The organism is Paenibacillus sp. sgz302164 (assembly GCF_056120505.1).
Window position 1 is genome coordinate 11,493 of the sequence record NZ_JBVYOL010000023.1, and the last position, 17,668, is coordinate 29,160.

The 17,668-nt window shown below is 49.8% G+C and carries 18 protein-coding genes and 3 tRNA genes; 15 read left to right on the forward strand and 6 right to left on the reverse strand.

Annotated features, from left to right (window positions below; all coding sequences use genetic code 11):
• The first annotated feature begins 238 nt into the window (after positions 1–238).
• The 4 genes from AC0LWT_RS29595 (at position 239) to AC0LWT_RS29610 (ending at position 6,760) form a co-directional block, all read left to right on the forward strand.
• Positions 239–3,355, forward strand: coding sequence for an efflux RND transporter permease subunit (locus tag AC0LWT_RS29595; protein WP_474684876.1), 3,117 nt, complete (start codon positions 239–241; stop codon positions 3,353–3,355).
• A gap of 27 nt (positions 3,356–3,382) precedes the next feature.
• Positions 3,383–4,636: an efflux RND transporter periplasmic adaptor subunit gene (locus AC0LWT_RS29600; protein WP_474684877.1), complete on the forward strand. Its 1,254-nt coding sequence runs from the start codon at positions 3,383–3,385 to the stop codon at positions 4,634–4,636.
• A 21-nt stretch (positions 4,637–4,657) separates the two neighbouring features.
• The gene (locus AC0LWT_RS29605) at positions 4,658–6,403 is read left to right on the forward strand and encodes a hypothetical protein (protein WP_474684878.1); all 1,746 of its coding nucleotides are present in this window, start codon (positions 4,658–4,660) and stop codon (positions 6,401–6,403) included.
• Positions 6,404–6,514: 111 nt separating this feature from the next.
• Complete coding sequence (locus AC0LWT_RS29610) at positions 6,515–6,760, forward strand: hypothetical protein (protein WP_474684879.1); 246 nt, start codon at positions 6,515–6,517, stop codon at positions 6,758–6,760.
• Positions 6,761–7,083: 323 nt separating this feature from the next.
• Here the strand turns inward: AC0LWT_RS29610 and AC0LWT_RS29615 are convergent, their stop codons facing one another.
• Positions 7,084–7,596 (reverse strand): 2'-5' RNA ligase family protein, encoded by a 513-nt coding sequence (locus tag AC0LWT_RS29615; RefSeq protein WP_474684880.1) that lies wholly within the window; start codon positions 7,594–7,596, stop codon positions 7,084–7,086.
• A 151-nt stretch (positions 7,597–7,747) separates the two neighbouring features.
• On the opposite strand from AC0LWT_RS29615, the gene AC0LWT_RS29620 reads away from it, so the two are divergent.
• The 3 genes from AC0LWT_RS29620 to AC0LWT_RS29630 all read left to right on the forward strand — a co-directional run bounded on the left by AC0LWT_RS29620 (position 7,748) and on the right by AC0LWT_RS29630 (position 8,164).
• A complete protein-coding gene (locus AC0LWT_RS29620) occupies positions 7,748–7,915 on the forward strand; it encodes a hypothetical protein (RefSeq protein WP_474684881.1) in 168 nt (55 codons plus the stop codon).
• An 86-nt stretch (positions 7,916–8,001) separates the two neighbouring features.
• Positions 8,002–8,078: transfer RNA gene (locus AC0LWT_RS29625), tRNA-Met, on the forward strand.
• A gap of 12 nt (positions 8,079–8,090) precedes the next feature.
• A tRNA-Ile gene (locus AC0LWT_RS29630) sits at positions 8,091–8,164 on the forward strand.
• 112 nt (positions 8,165–8,276) lie between these two features.
• Here AC0LWT_RS29630 and AC0LWT_RS29635 read toward each other — a convergent pair.
• Positions 8,277–9,416, reverse strand: a complete 1,140-nt coding sequence (locus AC0LWT_RS29635; RefSeq protein ID WP_474684882.1) for a hypothetical protein — start codon at positions 9,414–9,416, stop codon at positions 8,277–8,279.
• Positions 9,417–9,616: 200 nt separating this feature from the next.
• Between AC0LWT_RS29635 and AC0LWT_RS29640 the strand changes: the two genes are divergently transcribed.
• The 3 genes from AC0LWT_RS29640 (at position 9,617) to AC0LWT_RS29650 (ending at position 12,058) form a co-directional block, all read left to right on the forward strand.
• The gene (locus AC0LWT_RS29640; protein ID WP_474684883.1) at positions 9,617–10,525 is read left to right on the forward strand and encodes an alpha/beta hydrolase family protein; all 909 of its coding nucleotides are present in this window, start codon (positions 9,617–9,619) and stop codon (positions 10,523–10,525) included.
• Between the two features lie 20 nt (positions 10,526–10,545).
• Positions 10,546–11,895, forward strand: a complete 1,350-nt coding sequence (locus AC0LWT_RS29645; protein ID WP_474684884.1) for a Na+/H+ antiporter NhaC family protein — start codon at positions 10,546–10,548, stop codon at positions 11,893–11,895.
• A 90-nt stretch (positions 11,896–11,985) separates the two neighbouring features.
• Positions 11,986–12,058: transfer RNA gene (locus tag AC0LWT_RS29650), tRNA-Val, on the forward strand.
• 157 nt (positions 12,059–12,215) lie between these two features.
• Here AC0LWT_RS29650 and AC0LWT_RS29655 read toward each other — a convergent pair.
• The 3 genes from AC0LWT_RS29655 to AC0LWT_RS29665 all read right to left on the reverse strand — a co-directional run bounded on the left by AC0LWT_RS29655 (position 12,216) and on the right by AC0LWT_RS29665 (position 14,057).
• The gene (locus AC0LWT_RS29655) at positions 12,216–12,488 is read right to left on the reverse strand and encodes a hypothetical protein (RefSeq protein WP_474684885.1); all 273 of its coding nucleotides are present in this window, start codon (positions 12,486–12,488) and stop codon (positions 12,216–12,218) included.
• Positions 12,489–12,648: 160 nt separating this feature from the next.
• Positions 12,649–13,077 carry a hypothetical protein gene (locus AC0LWT_RS29660; protein ID WP_474684886.1) on the reverse strand — a complete coding sequence of 143 codons (429 nt, stop codon included), beginning with the start codon at positions 13,075–13,077 and terminating at the stop codon, positions 12,649–12,651.
• Positions 13,078–13,583: 506 nt separating this feature from the next.
• Positions 13,584–14,057 (reverse strand): hypothetical protein, encoded by a 474-nt coding sequence (locus tag AC0LWT_RS29665; RefSeq protein ID WP_474684887.1) that lies wholly within the window; start codon positions 14,055–14,057, stop codon positions 13,584–13,586.
• Between the two features lie 307 nt (positions 14,058–14,364).
• Here AC0LWT_RS29665 and AC0LWT_RS29670 point away from each other — a divergent pair, with 307 nt between their 5' ends.
• Genes AC0LWT_RS29670 through AC0LWT_RS29680 form a run of 3 tightly spaced genes read left to right on the forward strand, consistent with a single transcriptional unit; the run spans position 14,365 to position 16,503 of the window.
• Positions 14,365–15,717 carry a right-handed parallel beta-helix repeat-containing protein gene (locus tag AC0LWT_RS29670; protein ID WP_474684888.1) on the forward strand — a complete coding sequence of 451 codons (1,353 nt, stop codon included), beginning with the start codon at positions 14,365–14,367 and terminating at the stop codon, positions 15,715–15,717.
• 39 nt (positions 15,718–15,756) lie between these two features.
• Positions 15,757–15,975 (forward strand): hypothetical protein, encoded by a 219-nt coding sequence (locus tag AC0LWT_RS29675; protein ID WP_474684889.1) that lies wholly within the window; start codon positions 15,757–15,759, stop codon positions 15,973–15,975.
• Positions 15,976–16,035: 60 nt separating this feature from the next.
• On the forward strand, positions 16,036–16,503 hold the full coding sequence (locus tag AC0LWT_RS29680; protein WP_474684890.1) for an SRPBCC family protein: 468 nt from the start codon (positions 16,036–16,038) through the stop codon (positions 16,501–16,503).
• 85 nt (positions 16,504–16,588) lie between these two features.
• Here the strand turns inward: AC0LWT_RS29680 and AC0LWT_RS29685 are convergent, their stop codons facing one another.
• Positions 16,589–16,798, reverse strand: a complete 210-nt coding sequence (locus AC0LWT_RS29685; RefSeq protein ID WP_474684891.1) for an alpha/beta-type small acid-soluble spore protein — start codon at positions 16,796–16,798, stop codon at positions 16,589–16,591.
• A 186-nt stretch (positions 16,799–16,984) separates the two neighbouring features.
• On the opposite strand from AC0LWT_RS29685, the gene AC0LWT_RS29690 reads away from it, so the two are divergent.
• Positions 16,985–17,200, forward strand: a complete 216-nt coding sequence (locus AC0LWT_RS29690; RefSeq protein ID WP_474684892.1) for a hypothetical protein — start codon at positions 16,985–16,987, stop codon at positions 17,198–17,200.
• Positions 17,201–17,234: 34 nt separating this feature from the next.
• Complete coding sequence (locus tag AC0LWT_RS29695; protein WP_474684893.1) at positions 17,235–17,561, forward strand: hypothetical protein; 327 nt, start codon at positions 17,235–17,237, stop codon at positions 17,559–17,561.
• Positions 17,562–17,668 lie beyond the last annotated feature (107 nt).

A 17,668-nucleotide genomic window follows, 5' to 3' on the forward strand; every position in this document is an offset into this window, starting at 1 on the left:
ACTTAATTCACCTTTTTTTCAACAAAAAACGAATATATAATGAAGCCATGTGAATTGGAAAATATTCGCGTTTTCATGCAGATAAAGAGGGATGCGGGTGGAGAGGAGGCAAATGCCGGGAAAAAATCACAAAAAATTTCAATCTTGTTTTATTTTTTGTTAAGATTTACCGTTTATGATGAAGTCATGTGTATTTAAGCTGCTGCGTCATAAGCAAGTAACGGAGGAGTAGTGAGGGATGATCAAATTAACAGATTTTTCGATGAAAAATGTAGCGGCGGTATTTATTATTATGCTGTTATTGCTTGTGGGAGGCACTTACGCTACCACAACGCTCAAGGTCGAAAGCATGCCGGACATCACATTCCCGGTCGTCTTTGTAAGTACTACATACACGGCGCCTCCTAAAGATGTGCTCGAAGAAATTACCAAACCGATCGAAAAAGCGGTCGCGGGCGTCGACGGATTGAAAACTTTGACCTCCAGTTCCCAGGACAATTATTCGCAAGTCGTGCTGGAGCTTGAACAAAACAAAGATCCGGAGAAAGTCAAGCAGGATATCGAAAGTTTAATCTCCAACGTACAGCTGCCGCAAAGCGCGGAAAAGCCGAAGGTGCAGACGGCGGGATTCGCTTCCGAACCGGTCTATTATATGGCCGTCTACGGCGAAAACGGGATGAATCAAACCGAGCTGGATAAAGCCTACAAAGATACGATCCTGCCCGGTTTTAACAGCCTGAAAGGCATCGACCACGTCGATTCCGTCGGCAACCAGGACGCCGTCCTGACAATCAAGCTGGATGCGGCGGCGATCAACAACTACGGGATGTCACCGTCGGATGTATCCGCCTTGGTGAAAGCGTCGCTCGTGTCGAGTCCTGCGGGCACGGTCGATTTTAACGGAAACACGCAGATGGTTCGCGTCAAAGGCGAGCTGGATACGATCTACAACCTGGACAATCTGAAAATTACGACGAAATCGGGCGACACGCTTTTGCTGAAGCAGCTTGCCAAAGTCGAGGCGATCAGCGAGTCCAAATTTATCGCCCGCCTGGACGATAAACCGGCGATCGGCGTTCTGTTGTACAAAACGAAAGCGGCAAATGCCGTTGAGTTTGCAGACAGCGCGGATAAGCTGATGAAAGGCTGGGAGAAGTCGATCCCCGGCGTCAAATTCCACGTTGTTTTGAACGGCGCCACATCCATTAAGGAATCCGTTCACGGCATGGTGCAGGAAGGCGGCATGGGTGCCGTTCTGGCATCGCTTATGATTTTGCTCTTCTTGCGTAATATTCGCATGACGCTGATCGTACTTGTCTCCATTCCGCTGTCCATTCTCGTCACTTTGCTGTTGATGGCCCCGCTCGGCATCTCCCTTAACATTATGACGCTGGGGGGCATGGCGATTGCCGTTGGCCGGGTCGTGGACGACAGCATCGTCGTTATTGAAAACATATACAGCCAGCTGCAAAAGGCGCACGAGCGCAACGAGTCGGTCATCAGGCTGGCCACCCAGCAAGTGTCCGCTGCGATTACTTCCTCCACCATCACGACCGTCGGCGTATTCGGCCCGATCGCTTTCGTCAGCGGCGTTGTGGGCGAAGTGTTCCGCCCGTTTGCGATCACGCTGGTCTGCGCATTAATGTCGTCGCTGCTCGTCGCGCTGACCGTGATCCCGATGCTCGCCAAGCTGATGGTGCTCAAAAGCAAAAAGATTCCGCATCACGACGAGAGCAAGGTCGGCGGCATAACGCTGCGCTACAAAAATGCGCTGGTTTGGTCGCTGAACAACCGCATCAAAACGCTGCTGATCGCCGGATTAATCTTCGTGCTTTCCATGGTCCTGATCACTCCGCATTTGGCGATGTCGTTCATGCCTGAGAGCGAAAGCGACCGGCAGGCGTACATTCAATTGAAACTGCCGCGCGAGACGTCGCTGGATATGATGAACGAGAAGTCCAAAGAAATCGAGACGATGCTCAAAGCGGCCAAAGATGACAAGGGCAATCCCGTTTTCAAATATAACGAAGCGCTCGTCGGCTACAACATGAGCAATGATAAATACGCATACCGCGCTACGATGTTTACGGAGTTCAACGCTACGATCAATGCCAAAGAAGGCGTGAAAAAATACAAGCAGGAAATAATGAAGCTTCTACCTGCGGGCTCCGAGGTCAATATGGAACTGATCTCGATGGGGGGCGGGGGCGGGAGCAGTTCCGATTTCTCCTACTCGCTCAAAGGCGAAGATCAGCTGTATCTCAAGCAAGCCGCAGAATCGATTAAACAGAAAATGAAAGAGTTTCCGGAGCTTACCGACGTTAAAGACAGCCTGAGCGATTCCAAAACCGAGGTGGAAATTACGGTGGACCAAAACAAGGCCCGCTTGTACGGTCTGTCCGCCGCGCAAATTTTGCAGGTTGTCAATAGTTGGATTGCCGAAGAGAAACTGGGAGATATGAAATTTAACAACGTCACGTACGAGACGAAAGTGATGTTGAATCCGATTTACAAAAATTCGGTCGACAAAATGGGAGAGTTCCTGCTGAAGACGGCTTCCGGCCAAACCATTGAATTGAATGAAGTGGCAAAAATCAAACAAATCGATGCGCCTATCGGCATCAGCCGCGAAGGCCAGGAACAAGTGCTCAATGTTTCCGCCAAAATTGACAGCACCGATAAAGGCGGAGTCAGCAATAAAGTGTCCGCTGAACTGGCCAAAATTGAGCTGCCATCCGGCGTAAGCCGTGAGGTGAAAGGCGTCTCGAACGATATCAACAAGAGCTTTATGGAAATGTTTGTAGCCATGGGAGCTTCGATCTTTATCGTGTATCTCGTCATGGTGCTTGCCTTCGGGAACGCGAGCGCGCCGTTCGCCATTTTGTTCTCACTGCCTTTGGCCGCAATCGGGGGACTGCTGGGGCTGCTGCTTACGGGAGAATCCGTCAACATTACTTCGCTCATCGGTTTCCTGATGCTGATCGGTATCGTTGTTACGAACGCTATCGTGTTAGTAGACCGGGTCCAGCAGCTCAGGGAGCAAGATTACTCGATGCGCGATGCGCTTATTGAAGCCGGCATGACGCGGCTGCGCCCCATTATTATGACGGCGGGAGCGACGATTATCGCTTTGCTGCCGTTAGCGCTCGGTTTATCGAAAGGAACGATTATTTCGAAAGGTTTGGCAGTAGTTGTAATCGGCGGTCTGACAACCTCGACACTGCTGACGCTTGTCATCGTGCCCATCGTGTATGAGGTCATATACGGATTCAAAGGAAGAATGGGCCGTTTGTTCGGCAAAAAAGCGAAATCGGATTCCGCCAAAGCGGAGCAAGCAGCATCGGCTGCGCACTAAGCTAACAGGGGAAAAGGAGAATTAAACATGAAACGTCAGTTCCTATCTTTGAAGCGAAGCACCAAATTATTCGGGGTCGTCGCGCTTAGCGCGGCGATCGCCGCAGGCTGCTCAGCCGCTCCGGCTGCCGGCCCAGCCGATAAAACCGCTCAGGAGCAGCAAATAAAGACGGTAAAAACAGCGAAAATTACAAAGCAAAAAATCGGCGATCCGGTCGAACAAGTCGGGGATATCGTTTCCTCCGTCCAGTTGGATGTCGTGACGAAAGGATCGGGCGAAGTCATTGAAGTTTTGAAGAAACGCGGAGACAAAGTCGAAAAGGGCGACATCCTGTTCCGGCTTGATCCGACGGACACGCTGCTTCAAAAAGATTTGAACGCCATAACCCTCAAAGGAGCGCAGCAGGGTGTTTCCTCGGCACAAAAAACGAGTTCCAACGCCATCGCGGATATGAAAGACAATATCGCGACAAGCGAAACGGGCGTCAGCGACGCCGAGAAGGCTTATAACAAGACACGCAACGAATACGACCTGGGCCAAGCTACCAAATCGCAGTTGGACGCTGCCGAAAGCGCGCTTGACAAGGCTAAACGTGCCCTGGAAAGCTTGCGCAGACAATTGAAGACACTGCAGGATACGGACGCTTTGGAAACGGCCCAAAGGCAGCTGGACTCAGCGGAAATCAACAGCAGAACTTTGGAAAGAACGATCGAAAATATGGACGTCAAGGCTCCGGTATCCGGCGTATTGACGGATTTGACCGTGGTCGTAGGCCAGAGCGTAACGGTCGGATACCGGGGCGGAGAAGTGCAGCAAACAGACCCGGTTAAAATCAAATCCCAGCTGACCGAAGCGTCGGCAAATCTGGTAAGAGGCAAAACGGAGCTTATCTATTATGTACCGGGCGTAACCGAGAAAGCGAGCGCCAAAATCGCGTATTTGTCCGATGTCATTAACGGCCAAACCAAAGCTTACGATCTGGAGCTGGAAGTTCCTAACCCTGACGGCAAGTTGAAGCCCGGGGCCAAAGCCCAGGTGGAGCTGACCAAAGATGACGAGCAAGTGGTGACTGTCGTGCCGACGCTGAGCATCGTTCGGGAAGGCGGAGACAACTTCGTTTATATTTTGAACGGCGATACCGTGCAAAAGCGGAAAGTGGAGCTTGGTCGCTTGAATGAAACGAATCAGGAGATCTTGTCCGGTGTCAAAGAAAACGAAATTCTCGTGACCTCGGGCCAACATCAACTGAAGGATCAAGATAAAGTGCAGGTCGCTAACTAATACTCTCAGGAGGAAACCAACGTGAATAAGTCTATGAAAAAAACATTGGCAACACTCGTACTTTCGGCTGCGCTTCTTTCGACAGCATCTTATCCGGCATGGGCCGCAGAAGGCGCGGATGCCGCCGGTGCCGCAAGCGCGCCCTATACGGCTGCGATCGCGAGCTACCCGCTGGCCGCCTCCGTCGAAGTGGAGATCAAGAGCTTGCTGAATGAACATACGTCCGACACGACGAAGCTTGGCGCCGTCATCCGCTTGAAAAATACGGGTGCCAAAGTAACCCGCGTGCCGGACTTTGAGCTGCGTGTCCGCATGGCTGACGGCGTGGAATATACGCTGGAGCCGAGCGCGAAAAACCCGAAATCGATCCCGGGCAAAAGCGACCAGGAGCTTAGTTTTATGTCGGTTGTCGAACGGAGCGACGACGCGGCACTGACCAATATCAGCTGGGTGGACGTGGATATGGAAGTGTATCCGAAAAAAGAAACGACGCTGCTGAGCGTACCGCTCGACACTTCGATGGTTTGGAACGGAATCGACAGCAAAATTACGAATCAAACGGCGGTTCTGAAATGGGGAGAAACGTTCACTTTGCCGTCATTGCGTTCTCCTGTCGTCTTCCGGCCGATCGATATCCATAAAGAGGTAACGGCCAAAGGGGTTACCGCCGTCGTTCAAATCGAAGCGTCGAACCCGACTTCCGAGCGTCAAAACGTTCCGGTGTTCGCGCTGGACGGCAAAACCGAGAAAAGCGTTTATTCCGGCAACAGAGCGGAAACGTCCGTTTCTCTGGAAGCGGGAGAGAAAAAATATGTCCACGTCGTTATTCCGACGGATCTGGATACCGAATTTACAAGCCTGAATGTAGTAACGCCGGAGAAATACACGACCGCTGCGGGAGAGGAATCGTACCGCGTAGGCCGCATCAACATTTTGCTTCCAACCGGGGCTGCCGCGCAAAACTTGATCCCGGCTCCTAACTATACGCTGGGAACGCCCGTGAAGCTGGACTCTACGAACAAATATGTTCCTTCCAATGTCGATGTTTCGCTGGAAGAACTGCATGTGACAAGCAATGAAGACGACGGATTTAACACGGCTGTGGCTAAATTCAAACTGACCAACAACAGCGACCGGCCGATCCCGATTCCGGCAATTCAAGCGGAGTTGGTCAGCAAAGACGGCTTCTCCTATGCGGGCAGCAGACAAAAAAATACCGCACAGACTGTTGTTCCCAAAGCGTCCTATGTCGTCAGTTACGCATTCGCGCTGCCGGCTTCCGAAACAGGCGAGGGGCTTAGAATGAATCTGTACAGCGGGCAAACGAACGGGGATACCGTCTACAAATCGCTGCTTGCAACGGCTAAAGTGCCTGTTCAAAAAGAATCTTCAGACAATGAGCTGAAGGTGTATCCTTATGACTTGAAAATCAGAGACTGGTCGATAACAGCTCTTTTCCAAGGTTCTGCCAATATTTACAACTACAAGCTGAAGCTTGATCTGGGTATTGAACAAAATAAACAGGTTACCGTAGACGAAAGCAGTTCCAGCCTTCAGTTCGATCTTTACGATAATGTCGGCAATCCGGTAGGAAGCGCGGTAAAACCACTGGCAGGCTCGGGCCGATTGTATAACGGAATGAACACGATTGCCCTGAACGTCAACTCTGGACAGCTCGATTTCCCGCTGACGGTCAAAGTTTACGAAGTATTCACTACAGAAACGAACCGCACCGCCAAACGTTTGCTCACTGTTTTCAAGCAATAATACGTACTCATACAATGGGGCTGTCCCTCAAGCGGCTTTTAGGCTGCCGGAGGGGCGGTCTCTTCTTTTTTTTGAGTTGGATGGACGGGGCCAACAATCGGGCGCTGGCGCATGGTTGACATCAATGGCACCAATGGCTTCGCTGCGCTTGGAAAGCCTGCAAAAGTGCAGGCTTTTTCCGGGAAACCGGCCCGTTTTAGAGAAAAGCCTGCGATTGTACAGGAATTTTCGACGAGTTTGATTCCGAGCCCATGTTCGCGGCGAAATTCCTGCACAATTGCAGGAATTTTTCACTATCAGCGCACCAACGAGCAAAAAACTGCACTTTTGCAGGTTTTCCCCGTGCATTCAGGTTGATGTACTGCTCTGGTGGAGGGCAATTTTTAACATTCTCACTCTCTCAGATTTTTCGGGCTAAGCCATACCGTTCCATCATAGAGGGCTGGGGAATATTGGTCGCTGTTAAGTATCTCTAAGCGGGCAGGCTCGTGAGAGACTGTGTGCAAAGGAGGAAGGGTGTGAGTTGATGATGGAGTGGAGAGAGTGTTTGACTTGGTCAAATTTAACTTGAAGAGGCAGCGCTAAAGCAAACAAGTCGAGCAAAGGGATCAATTTAACCCGCTGCCCGACTTGTTTTGATCTGACAATTGAAGAAAGGGTTGCCCCTCGACAGTTTCTAGTCATCCGCGAAGCAAAAATGTTTGATAAACGGTCCAGGCTTCGTTCTCCGTTTGAAACAGGAGGTGAATGCGATCCACTTTGGAGCGCAAATCGACGGGGGTATGTCTCAAACTGGACAGGACATCGTGCAGCTCGTCGGCGCCCAGCATTTGCCCGATCGTCAAATGAGGGTTGTACAAATAAGGTTTGTCGGGTTCGGCGAGCAGCTCCGTACAAATGGCATTCCGCAAGTCGATCATCGGCTGCGTATCGGCAAGCGCTAAATAAATGACATGGTTGACGGGATAAAAAGAAGAGAACCGGTTGAAATGCAGCTCAAAGGGAGCTGCCGCTTTCGTCTTCTCCTCAAGATGCGCCGCGGCGGCGGCAAGCTTTTGCTCATCCCACACCTCTTTGTCGCGGAGGGTAAGATGGGGCTGAATCAAATTATAGTGAGGATCGTAGCGCTTCCTGTAGCTGTTCGCAGCGTCTTGCACTTCTTTGGACGGAAAAACGGCGATTCCACAGTTCATGAACACCCCTCCTAAGAACTAGCATATACCTATTATACCGCTTTCCTGCCGCTTCTAACACCTGTATCCATGAAATTACAAGACGCTCATAAGGATGGCCCGTTTTGGTTATGATAGGATTATTGATACTTAACAGACGGAGTGATTGTACATGCGTTGGGTGTATTGGGCAAAATTGTACGATTCCAAATTCCAGGCCGGCTGTTTGGCCAAGCGTATGGAAGAAGACTGGTGGATTTACGGATACGAATGCCCTCAGGAAGTCGAGGTATACAAATCGAAAAAAGGGCGTTTCGGCGTCAGGTACAGCACTTTGTAAAGCAGTTCTGTACGGTAAAAAAATCCTTGACTTTCCATTTGCATTTAGTGTATATTTAATTTTGTCGCTATTAGCGGCAATAACGACGCGGGGTGGAGCAGCCCGGTAGCTCGTCGGGCTCATAACCCGAAGGCCGCAGGTTCAAATCCTGCCCCCGCAACCAAATCTTTCATACGGGCCTATAGCTCAGTTGGTTAGAGCGGTCGGCTCATAACCGATTGGTCGGGGGTTCGAGTCCCTCTGGGCCCATAGCTGAAACCCTTTGCAGAGCAAGGGTTTTTTGTTTTTTTTCGAACGCCGGAGCGCGCTTATTGCCGCGCTCCGGCGTTCGTGTTCGGCCGCGCAAGCTGAGTGGCGGCCGTCAAGTGATTTTAGCGATGCGGATGTACCAACGCGCATCGGTGGAGGCTCTTTCGAGGCGAAACAGAATTCGCCTCGTTTTCGGCGCGGTCGCGCGTTCCGGCGTAGCCGAAACATCGACCGCGGTTTCAAGTTCGAGGAGCTGGGACGTATCCAGCTCCGGGAATTTCGACAGGCGGTGCATGCTGCGCACATGCACCGCCTGTTCTTGCCCTGTGGCGGCCTGCAGCAGCTGCAGGTCGCCTTGATTGGCGGCAGCGATCCAGACGTCGATCAGCTGCCAGGGCGAGAGCTTGCTGATGTACTCCGTCAGCAAGCCGGCGGCTCTGTGCACCATGACCTGGTGCGCAGGATCAATGGAGCGGGAGCCGTGTGTCACGCTCCCGAGAAAATGGATGCAGAAATGACCCTTGAAGTCATTTCCGGGAATACCGTCGCCGCCGTGCGGCATGCCGTGCATGGAGGCGGCCAGCGTGCGGCCGTTCAGCTTCACCAGAACGGCCCTCCGGTTCCAGCTCCAGGCGCCGCCGTAGATGCGTTTGAGCGTCGCGGAGTCGGTCTTCGTCAGCGGCTGCACGTCCGCGTGGCTGCTTCCGGCGCGGCGCTGCCCCTGGAAGCTCAGACCCGATTCCACGTCGGTAATCGTGAAGCTGCTGTATTTGGGCAGCACCCGGCTGGCCTCCTCCCAGGGGAGCATTTCGCCATAGTGCTTGGCTCTTAGCGACTGCACCTGGTTTTTCAAGTCTTTTTGCACGCGGCCGCTTACGGCCAGCTTCATTTTACCCGCAAGCTCAATGACCTCTCCCTCAGGCGTAACACCGAACGTTTTCGTTTGCCCCTTTTGCACATAAGTTAGCACGGTATCGGGCGGCAGCGCTTCTTCATAGGCGGCCCCCGCTGTCCCTTTTTCCAATTCACGAATCATTTTTTTATCTTTAAAATCCGCAGTTGTTTCATACCTCGCTTGCGGCGCAGCTTTAACGCTGAGATGAATTTGTCCGGCGTTTGCCGGTTCCGCGGCCTGGACGGCTCCATCCGGTTCGGCTGCAAGGAGCGAAACATGCAGGCACGACAACAGCTGAATCATCGCAAAAACGCTTGTTAGCCTGAAAAACCGGCGGCATAATGCCTTTCGGTGCATGGATAGGGGCCTCCTCTTGAGGAAAAGTGACTGCTCATACTCTACAATGAAGTTTTTGCTGGATACGCCGAAAATATGAACTCAAAAGCAAATCCATTTTGCGCCCGGACATATTCTCTCCTGAACAGATTGTGGTAAAATATACGAAAACATGGAGTGTTGAAGGCGTTCTTTGGAACCCTATCGAAAGGAAGATGAGAATGACGGCAAAGCAGCCTTTTCAATTGAATATGGGAGAAAATCGGACGATTCGCGCGGATTTTTATCCTGCAACCGTGCAGCCGGCCAAGGCGACCCTTGTGATCTGCCACGGATACAAAGGCTTCAAGGATTGGGGGATGTTTCCGTTTGCGGCAGCCGAGCTGGCGGAGCAAGTGGACGTTGTATCGATGAATTATTCCCATAACGGAGTCGGAGCCGATCTGCTTGAGTTCACAGAGCTTGAAAAATTCGCAAAAGCCACGTATTCAAAAAATCTTGAAGATCTTGATGCGATGGTCCGTTTGATCGGTTCCAGCGTATTTTTGCAGACAATGAACGAAAACAGAGCGGAAACCGTCTTGTTTGACAGGCATGAAATCGAAACATTCTCCGGTGCGCGTGCGGCGCGTCCGATTATTTTGCTCGGGCACAGCCGGGGAGGCGGGGAATGTCTTATCTATGGATTGGATCATTCGAGTTTTGTTGCGGGTGTGATCAGTTGGAACGGCATTACGGACGTCAACTTGTTGACCGAGGAAAATATAGCGGAAATGCGGGCAAATGGCCGTACATATACGATGAATGGCCGAACGAAGCAGCTTATGCCGCTTGATCTGGAAATTTTGGAGGATATGGAGCGGGAAAAGGAACGGTACGATCTGGTTGGCCGAATTGGCGGCGCGGCGATTCCGATCTTTTTGATCCAGGGCACTGAAGACGGGGATAAACGAATCGGCGGCTCCGCCCGGCTTGTGGAGCGAAATCCCGGCGTTCAATGGATAAAGGTGCCGGATGGCGATCATACCTTCGGGGCCGTCCATCCTTTTCAGGGTGAGACTGCGCCGCTTCGGCTGGCTATAGCCGAGACCAAAAAGGCAGTTCGCAGCATACTGGGCCAAAAAGAATAAGGAGTAGGGGGGGCAGGGCGATGCTGACTGCGGGCCGGCTGGTATTTACTGTAAGTGTGACGATCATCGGATTAGCAGCTGCCTATGCGCTTCAAATTCCTCTAGCCCTTGGATTTATGTTGGGGCTTTTTACTTTGATTTTTTATAGCCTGCGGGCAGGCAATACCGTTCGATCTACCGCATCCCAAATGTTGAAAGGGATACAGCATACCAGAGAAGTGATATGGATTCTTGCTTTAGTCGGTTTGATTATCCCTGCCTGGACTGCCAGCGGTACGATTCCGTTTATGATCGACGGGGGGATTTCGCTCATCGATCCGGCTTTTTTCGTCACATTTGCGTTTGTGGTTTCCTTGATTATCTCTATGCTCCTGGGAACGTCTACAGGAACGCTAAGCTCCGTCGGAATCCCGCTCATGGGGTTGGGCGCCGTGCTGCAAATTCCGCTTCCTCTCATCGCCGGCGCGCTCGTATCCGGAGCGTTCGTGGGCGACAGGACGTCGCCGTTTTCCAGCGCCCATCAGCTGACGGCGGCTTCCACAGGCGTGGCTGTGAAAAGGCAATTCAAAGCATTGCTCCCGACCACAGTCGGTGCGATTGGATTGTCGGCCGTCTTTTTCGTGGCGCATGATTTGAACGGAGGCTGGCACAAAAGCGGCGTATCCGCCTTGCAGGAGCAGTTTCGCGGCGGATTTGCCTATAGCTTGTGGCTGCTGCTGCCTGTGCTTATTCTTTTAGGATCCATTTTGTTCCGTATCCGAACGAGGAATGCCTTTATTTGTTCGATCGCGGCTGCAGTTGCCGCCGGTACTATTTTTCAGCATATTCAGTGGAACGAATGGATTCGCGTTTTGTGGGACGGATACCATTCCGGTGCGTTTACTTCCCTGCAAACAAAAGGGCTGTCAGGCATGATCGAGCTGATGATTCTTATTGCGCTTGCCGGTGCGTACAACGGCATCCTCGAAGCGAATCAAGCTCTGCAGCCATACATGCAAAAGCTGCTCGGCACCACGTCCTCACTCTTCGTTGCCACGCTGCGGGCATCTCTTTTCGGACTAGTGCTTAGCCTCATATCCTGCACGCAAACGTTGCCGATCATGATGACCGGACGCAGCCTGCTGCCGATTTGGGAGCTGCGGTTTCCCCGCAGCCAGCTCGCCCGTGTCGTCGCGGATTCAAGCCTCGTTTTCGCCGCCATCATCCCTTGGAACATGCTGGCCATCGTATGCGGTACGATTCTTGGCGTGCCGGCGGAAAGCTATCTCCCGTATGCGCCGTTTTTGTGGACGCTGCCCTTGTGCACATGGACGTGGTCCCTCGCAAAGAGCAATTGGAGGGTGAAGAGGGGGATGGATATTTCAGCCTGACATGCAGCTAAAATGAATGAATAAAAAAAGTTTAGAAAAGTTGTTGACAATTAGATAAATTCTTGATATATTACTACTTGTCACTGAAACGACTTGTTAGCTCAGCTGGGAGAGCACCATCTTGACAGGGTGGGGGTCAGTGGTTCGAGCCCACTACAGGTCATATAGAAAAACCCTTGATTATCAAGGGTTTTTTGCATTTCTGAGACTTTGTCTACTTGTAAATGATTGCAAAAATCGGTTCCATGGTCAAGATTTGGTCAAGAATGCTCTTTTCGGCCAAAATAAAAGCTCACTCGATATTGGATGAGTGAGCTTCACTACATTTTTCGTTTAAAATCCCGAATATATGAGTCCGTTTCAATGGATTTTACGGAGAGCATTTCAAGAATGCGATCTTGCCTTTCTTGTCCTTGCATCAGTTCTTTGACAATGCTTTTGACTTCTTGCATATCCGACCCCAGCGTATCGGCTTTGCTCTCGAACCGATCAGTTTTGTCCTCAAGCGTCTTCAGCCTGTTGTTATTTTCCCCAACCATTTTGATTAGTGTTCCCAGCATTTCTTCCATGCGGTTTAATTGGTTGTCCTTCATCCGTTTAGCCTCCTGTTAGTAATTTAAATATAACATAACATGGCAAAACTCTGCTTGTAAACTTATTGTTCAGCATCCCATCCATTATCGTACAGCCTTAAAAGCCGAAACCCTTGATTTCTAAGGGCTTTCGGCTTTGTCTGCTTTTAGATATGCCGGATTACACTCCGAAATAAATTTTTGCGGATTCGCTGTCGGCTTGATATTGGGAATAGATCCGGTCAAGCTCCCATTGGTCATAAGCATGATTCCAATCTTCGATAACTACTCTATCCAATTCGGTTTTATAAGCTTGATAGCTGGAATAGTTTAAAAGATCCAAGCGGGGGGTTCCGGTTCCCAAGCCGTTGTAATAAGGGGTCGCAATCGCAATATCGGCTCTGTAATGTCTATATTGCTCGTCAAGCTCCCATTGATCGTGGGCATTGTTTCCATCAATTGCATATTGCTTCTCCAATGCTGCTTTATATGTGTTGAATGTGCTGTAGTTGTGCAAATTAACCAGCGGGTGAGCAGAGGCGGCCGAAGCGACTGTGAACAGCGAAGCGGCGACAGCAACGGATAGTACGAATGATTTTACATTTTTCATAAATAATCCCTCCACAATATATGTTTGGTTTGTAATACAATAAAAGCATATAAAATAAGGGATTATATTACAATATGTTTACCAAAAAATAACATTACTAGCGGTAGATTCAACTGTTCCAAACAACAGCAGCACAAAATAAAACCTCCTGACCCGGAAGTCAGAAGGCATGTTTTGCAGCTCAGCTTATTTGTTTCTTATGTAAGCTCAATTCGTAGTTTCGATGTAGGCGTAGCTAGGAGTCAGCTGTATTTGAAATAAACCGGTCCGGAGGTTCATTTTGCTCGTTGTCATCACCAATAGAAATACCAATTATAAATAATACGGCTATCAGCAAACAAATGATTTGTATCATAAATGTCCCCCCTTTTATTCGAATATTAGCAGATTTTCAAAATGAATTCTGTTTGAAAATAAACAAAATTGCAATTTTTTTCATCTATTGAAATAAAAAAACGTCCCCGTAACATAACAAAAGGGGCTGCTTGAGAGCGGCCCCGGGCGTATCAGGAAGTTTTGGATTTTTTGGTCGTGGCAGTATGTTTGACGGTGTACAGCTTGTTGTTGAAAATTTGGTTTTTGATGAATTTCCCGATTTTTTGTTTGGTTTTGGCCGTGTCAGCCGCTTTGATCGTGCCCTTCTTGGCTGCCGCGTCAATTTCGTTGTCGGCAATGTCGATGAGCTTTTGTTCGAACGTTTGTTCCGAAACGCCTTTCTCTTTAGCAATTTTGGCCAACGTAACGTGTTTGGCTAATTCGGCGTAGATCGTTTTTTCGTCTGTTTTTAAAACGGAAGCGGAGTTGGCAACCAGTTGAGCGGTTGACCATCGAGCATAATTTTGCGCAACGTTTTTGGTGTGAACGGTATGCTTGGCCGTCGTCTGGGCATACGCATTGCCGCTTAATAAGGTGGAGCTGCCGCCTAACAGCAATGCTGCCGCGGCTAAAACAGCGGCTGATTTTTTCCTGATACTACTCATTTTTCGATCACTCCGGCTCTCAATATGTACTACAAAAGAAATGTAGCATTCAATTATGAATGCTACCTTAAAATGAGATGAATTTTCCAAGTTTTCACTTTGGGCCGGCGGTTTATTTGGAAGTCTCGCGGTGATGTCCGCCGCCATGGTAGTGTCCGTCATGATAGTGGCCGCCGTGCCATCCGTATCCGAATGGGCGTTGCTCCGTCAAACGGATCGGCTTGGGGCGGTGCTATTTTCATATCTTGGAACATATGAAGAAGTGAAGCGAAATAACAGGACCGCAGAAGGCGGGGAGGTGATGCCAATGTTCAAGTACGATATTACGAATTATGGGGCGGTAGGAGACGGAAATTCGGATCAAACGGTAAAAATCATGGATGCCATCAGCGCGGCCGCAGCGGCAGGAGGAGGAACCGTTTATGTGCCGAACGGGGTATTTTTAGTGACAAGCGCGATCACCATTCCGTCCAATATTTCGCTGGTAGGGGAAGGGGAGCTTTCGATTCTTAAAGCTTCTTCGAGTTTTGCCGGCTCTGCGGTGGTGATTACGAATGGGAGCTTGTCAACCGTTTCCAATTTGACTTTTCAGTTAAATACGTCCGGAGAAATCGGCATTTATATTGCCGGGGGGACTTCCGTGCTGACCATTTCGAATGTGTGCTTTTTAGACGGTACGCAGGGTGTCGCCATCAATAACGGTTCGACGACTTTTGTGAACGGCATTTCAATTCTTCAGTGCAAGTTCGGTAATGTCGGATACGGCATTTTGCTGAACAATAGTGCCCGGGGCAGAGGACTGCTCGTCCAAGGGTGCTCGTTTTTTAACGGGGGATACGATTATATTGAAATTAATTTGGCCGATTTCTCGAATATTTCCATCGTGGGCAATTATTTTGATTTGTTGTCCAACGTAAGCGCGAGCGCCGGATTTGCAATCGGTGTAGCGGGCGGCGGAAGCATGACGATAACCGGCAACGTGTTTTACGGGATTCATAAAGAGGCTGTCCACATACAGAACTCATCCAACGGCATCACGGTTTCCGGCAACGTCTTCGAGGAGTGCGGATACTCGTTTGCCGACGGTACGCCGTACAGTGTCATTAACTGCATCAGCGGTTCCTATAACGTTACGATAACCGGCAATACGTTCAGGAATACCCAAAGGAGATCGACGGCCATTCATTTAGCCGCATCCGGGGGAGCCAACGCATCCAGATGCAGCATTTCCGGCAATACGATTTCGGGATTCGATGTGGGCGTGTCTAACAACGAGCAGCTGCTATGTTCTTATGCCGACAATACGATCAGCGATTGCGGGACAGCTTTTTACGGCAATAAATTATTCAATCAAACTTATTCGGACAATGTAATATCGAACTGCACGAATGCTTTCGTATTTGCAGGGTATCAATTGTATTACGCCTACACGGATACGAAAATTTCGTTCATTGGCAATCAGGTCGGGGCCGATGTGCAGAACGGTTTTGTTACGGACGATACATCGATCTATGTAATGCGCAGAACTTTTATCGGAAATCAAGGCTTATCGATACCGAGCAAGGTTGTCAATGATTCTTCCGCGCTGGACATTAACAGTCTGAGAGCGGATCACAATCTGCTTCTGGCCAAACTGCGGATCCAAAAAATAGTCGAATAGGTGACTTTGTCTTGCGATACGGAAGGAGGCTGAATTGCGATGAAACGAGGACGTTCGAAGAAACTAAATATCGTTTTGTATGCGTGTCTAATGGCGACGATACCCACGATGGTATATCTTGAAATTCATCATTACTTTTGGATGAGCCTTGTACTGGTCTGTGTCATGTTCGCGATTTCGATGGTTATGTTCGGATTGTCCGTTTACGAGCACGAGAAAGCCGGAGAAAAAGCCAAACAGAAGAAATTTTTGAATTAGGAGTCGGGCACGAATGCTTCCCGGAAAATGCTATAATGGATGCTGACTGGGGGAACCGACATGCCTGTAATTCGAATCGAGCTGTACATTAACGCTCCGAAAGAGATTTGTTTTGATTTGGCGAGAAGTATCGATATTCATGCCAAGTCCGCATCGCAGACGAAGGAGAGGGCGGTAGCCGGTGTGACGAGCGGTCTTATCGAGTTGAGGGAGACGGTCACTTGGGAAGCCGTTCATTTTGGCATCAGGCAGCGGTTGACGGCCAAAATTACGGAGTTCGACAAGCCGCACCGTTTTGTGGACGAGATGGTCAGAGGAGCTTTTCAGCGTTTCCGGCATTCGCATGAGTTTGCGGATAGCGGAGCGGGAACGATCATGACCGATGTGTTTGATTACACCTCGCCGCTCGGGGTGCTCGGCAAGCTGGCGGACATGATGTTTTTGAAGCGGTATATGGCCGGTTTTTTGCAAAAGCGGAACGCATATATAAAGCAAATGGCCGAACAAGCCCACGGCCGGCGGGAATAAAGCGCCGAATTTGCATTGCAAAGGACTGTCCGCCCCGCAAGGGGAGACAGTCCTTCTATGCTTTGCTTGCTCCTACATCAAAGGATTAGCGTTTGAAGCCGGAAAGCTGTTGCTCGGCAATTTGCACCAGACGCTTGGTAATGTTGCCGCCGATTGCTCCGGCATCGCGTGTGGCCAGGTTGCCGTTGTAGCCAGTCGGAGAGAGCGGAACACCAATTTCCTGAGCGACTTCGTACTTCAGTTGATCCAATGCTGCCTTTGCTTGTTGTACGACTAAAGCGTTGTTAGTTGCCATTGATCATCATCTCCTTTTTTATGGTACGCCTTTATTGTTTTGAATGTTCAGACTATTTATACGAGCAATCACAATAATTTTTCCGCGCAGAACTGACGGAACCGATTGCCTTCGCTCCCGCTCATAAAAATAAGGCGTGCACATATACATAGAAAGTCAAAAGATATATAAGGAGATGGTTCGTGCGTGAACAATGTGATTATTTTTTTTAATCAGAGGAAAGTTCCAGTGAGGTTGATTGGCACCGACCGAAAGCTCCTTCCGAGGTTAATCAAGGCGTTAGGGTCCAACAAAATAACGATCGGCAGGATTCGGGAGTCGCTGGTGAAGATCGACCTTCTGGGCTCGGAAGCGATTGTGTATTCTTCACAGGGCGATAAATTCCGGATTCCTATCTTTTAATAAAGCGTGAGTCAGCCGGCAAGGAGGAACCTTTATGAATCGGTCGGATGTTATTTTGGAATTGCAGCTTGTGCCTGAATTGCTGAAACAGGCGGAAGCGATCTATACGGATGCCGTAACGGAATTGGCCTGGGCGAAGCATCGGCTGCTTGCCAAAGAGTGCGAAGTGATCGGCGAAGGCTTGGTGAACGGGAAGAACGAGCAGCAGCGCCAAGCCGAGATGTGGCCGTATACCAAAGATTTGCAGGAGCAGGTTTTACGCGTGGAAGCCGCGGTAGAGCATGCCAAGGTCGAATTCCATTTTTACAAGCGCAAGCTGGAAAATTTGCAAACGATCGCCAAGCTGATGACCATTTTATAACATATAGCCCCACAGTAGTCTGCAATCGAAAAGATTGCGGATTTTTTTTTGAAAAATTGTATCCGTTTGATGTTTACTGTCGGATTCACTTGCGCATCCTAAGTGTA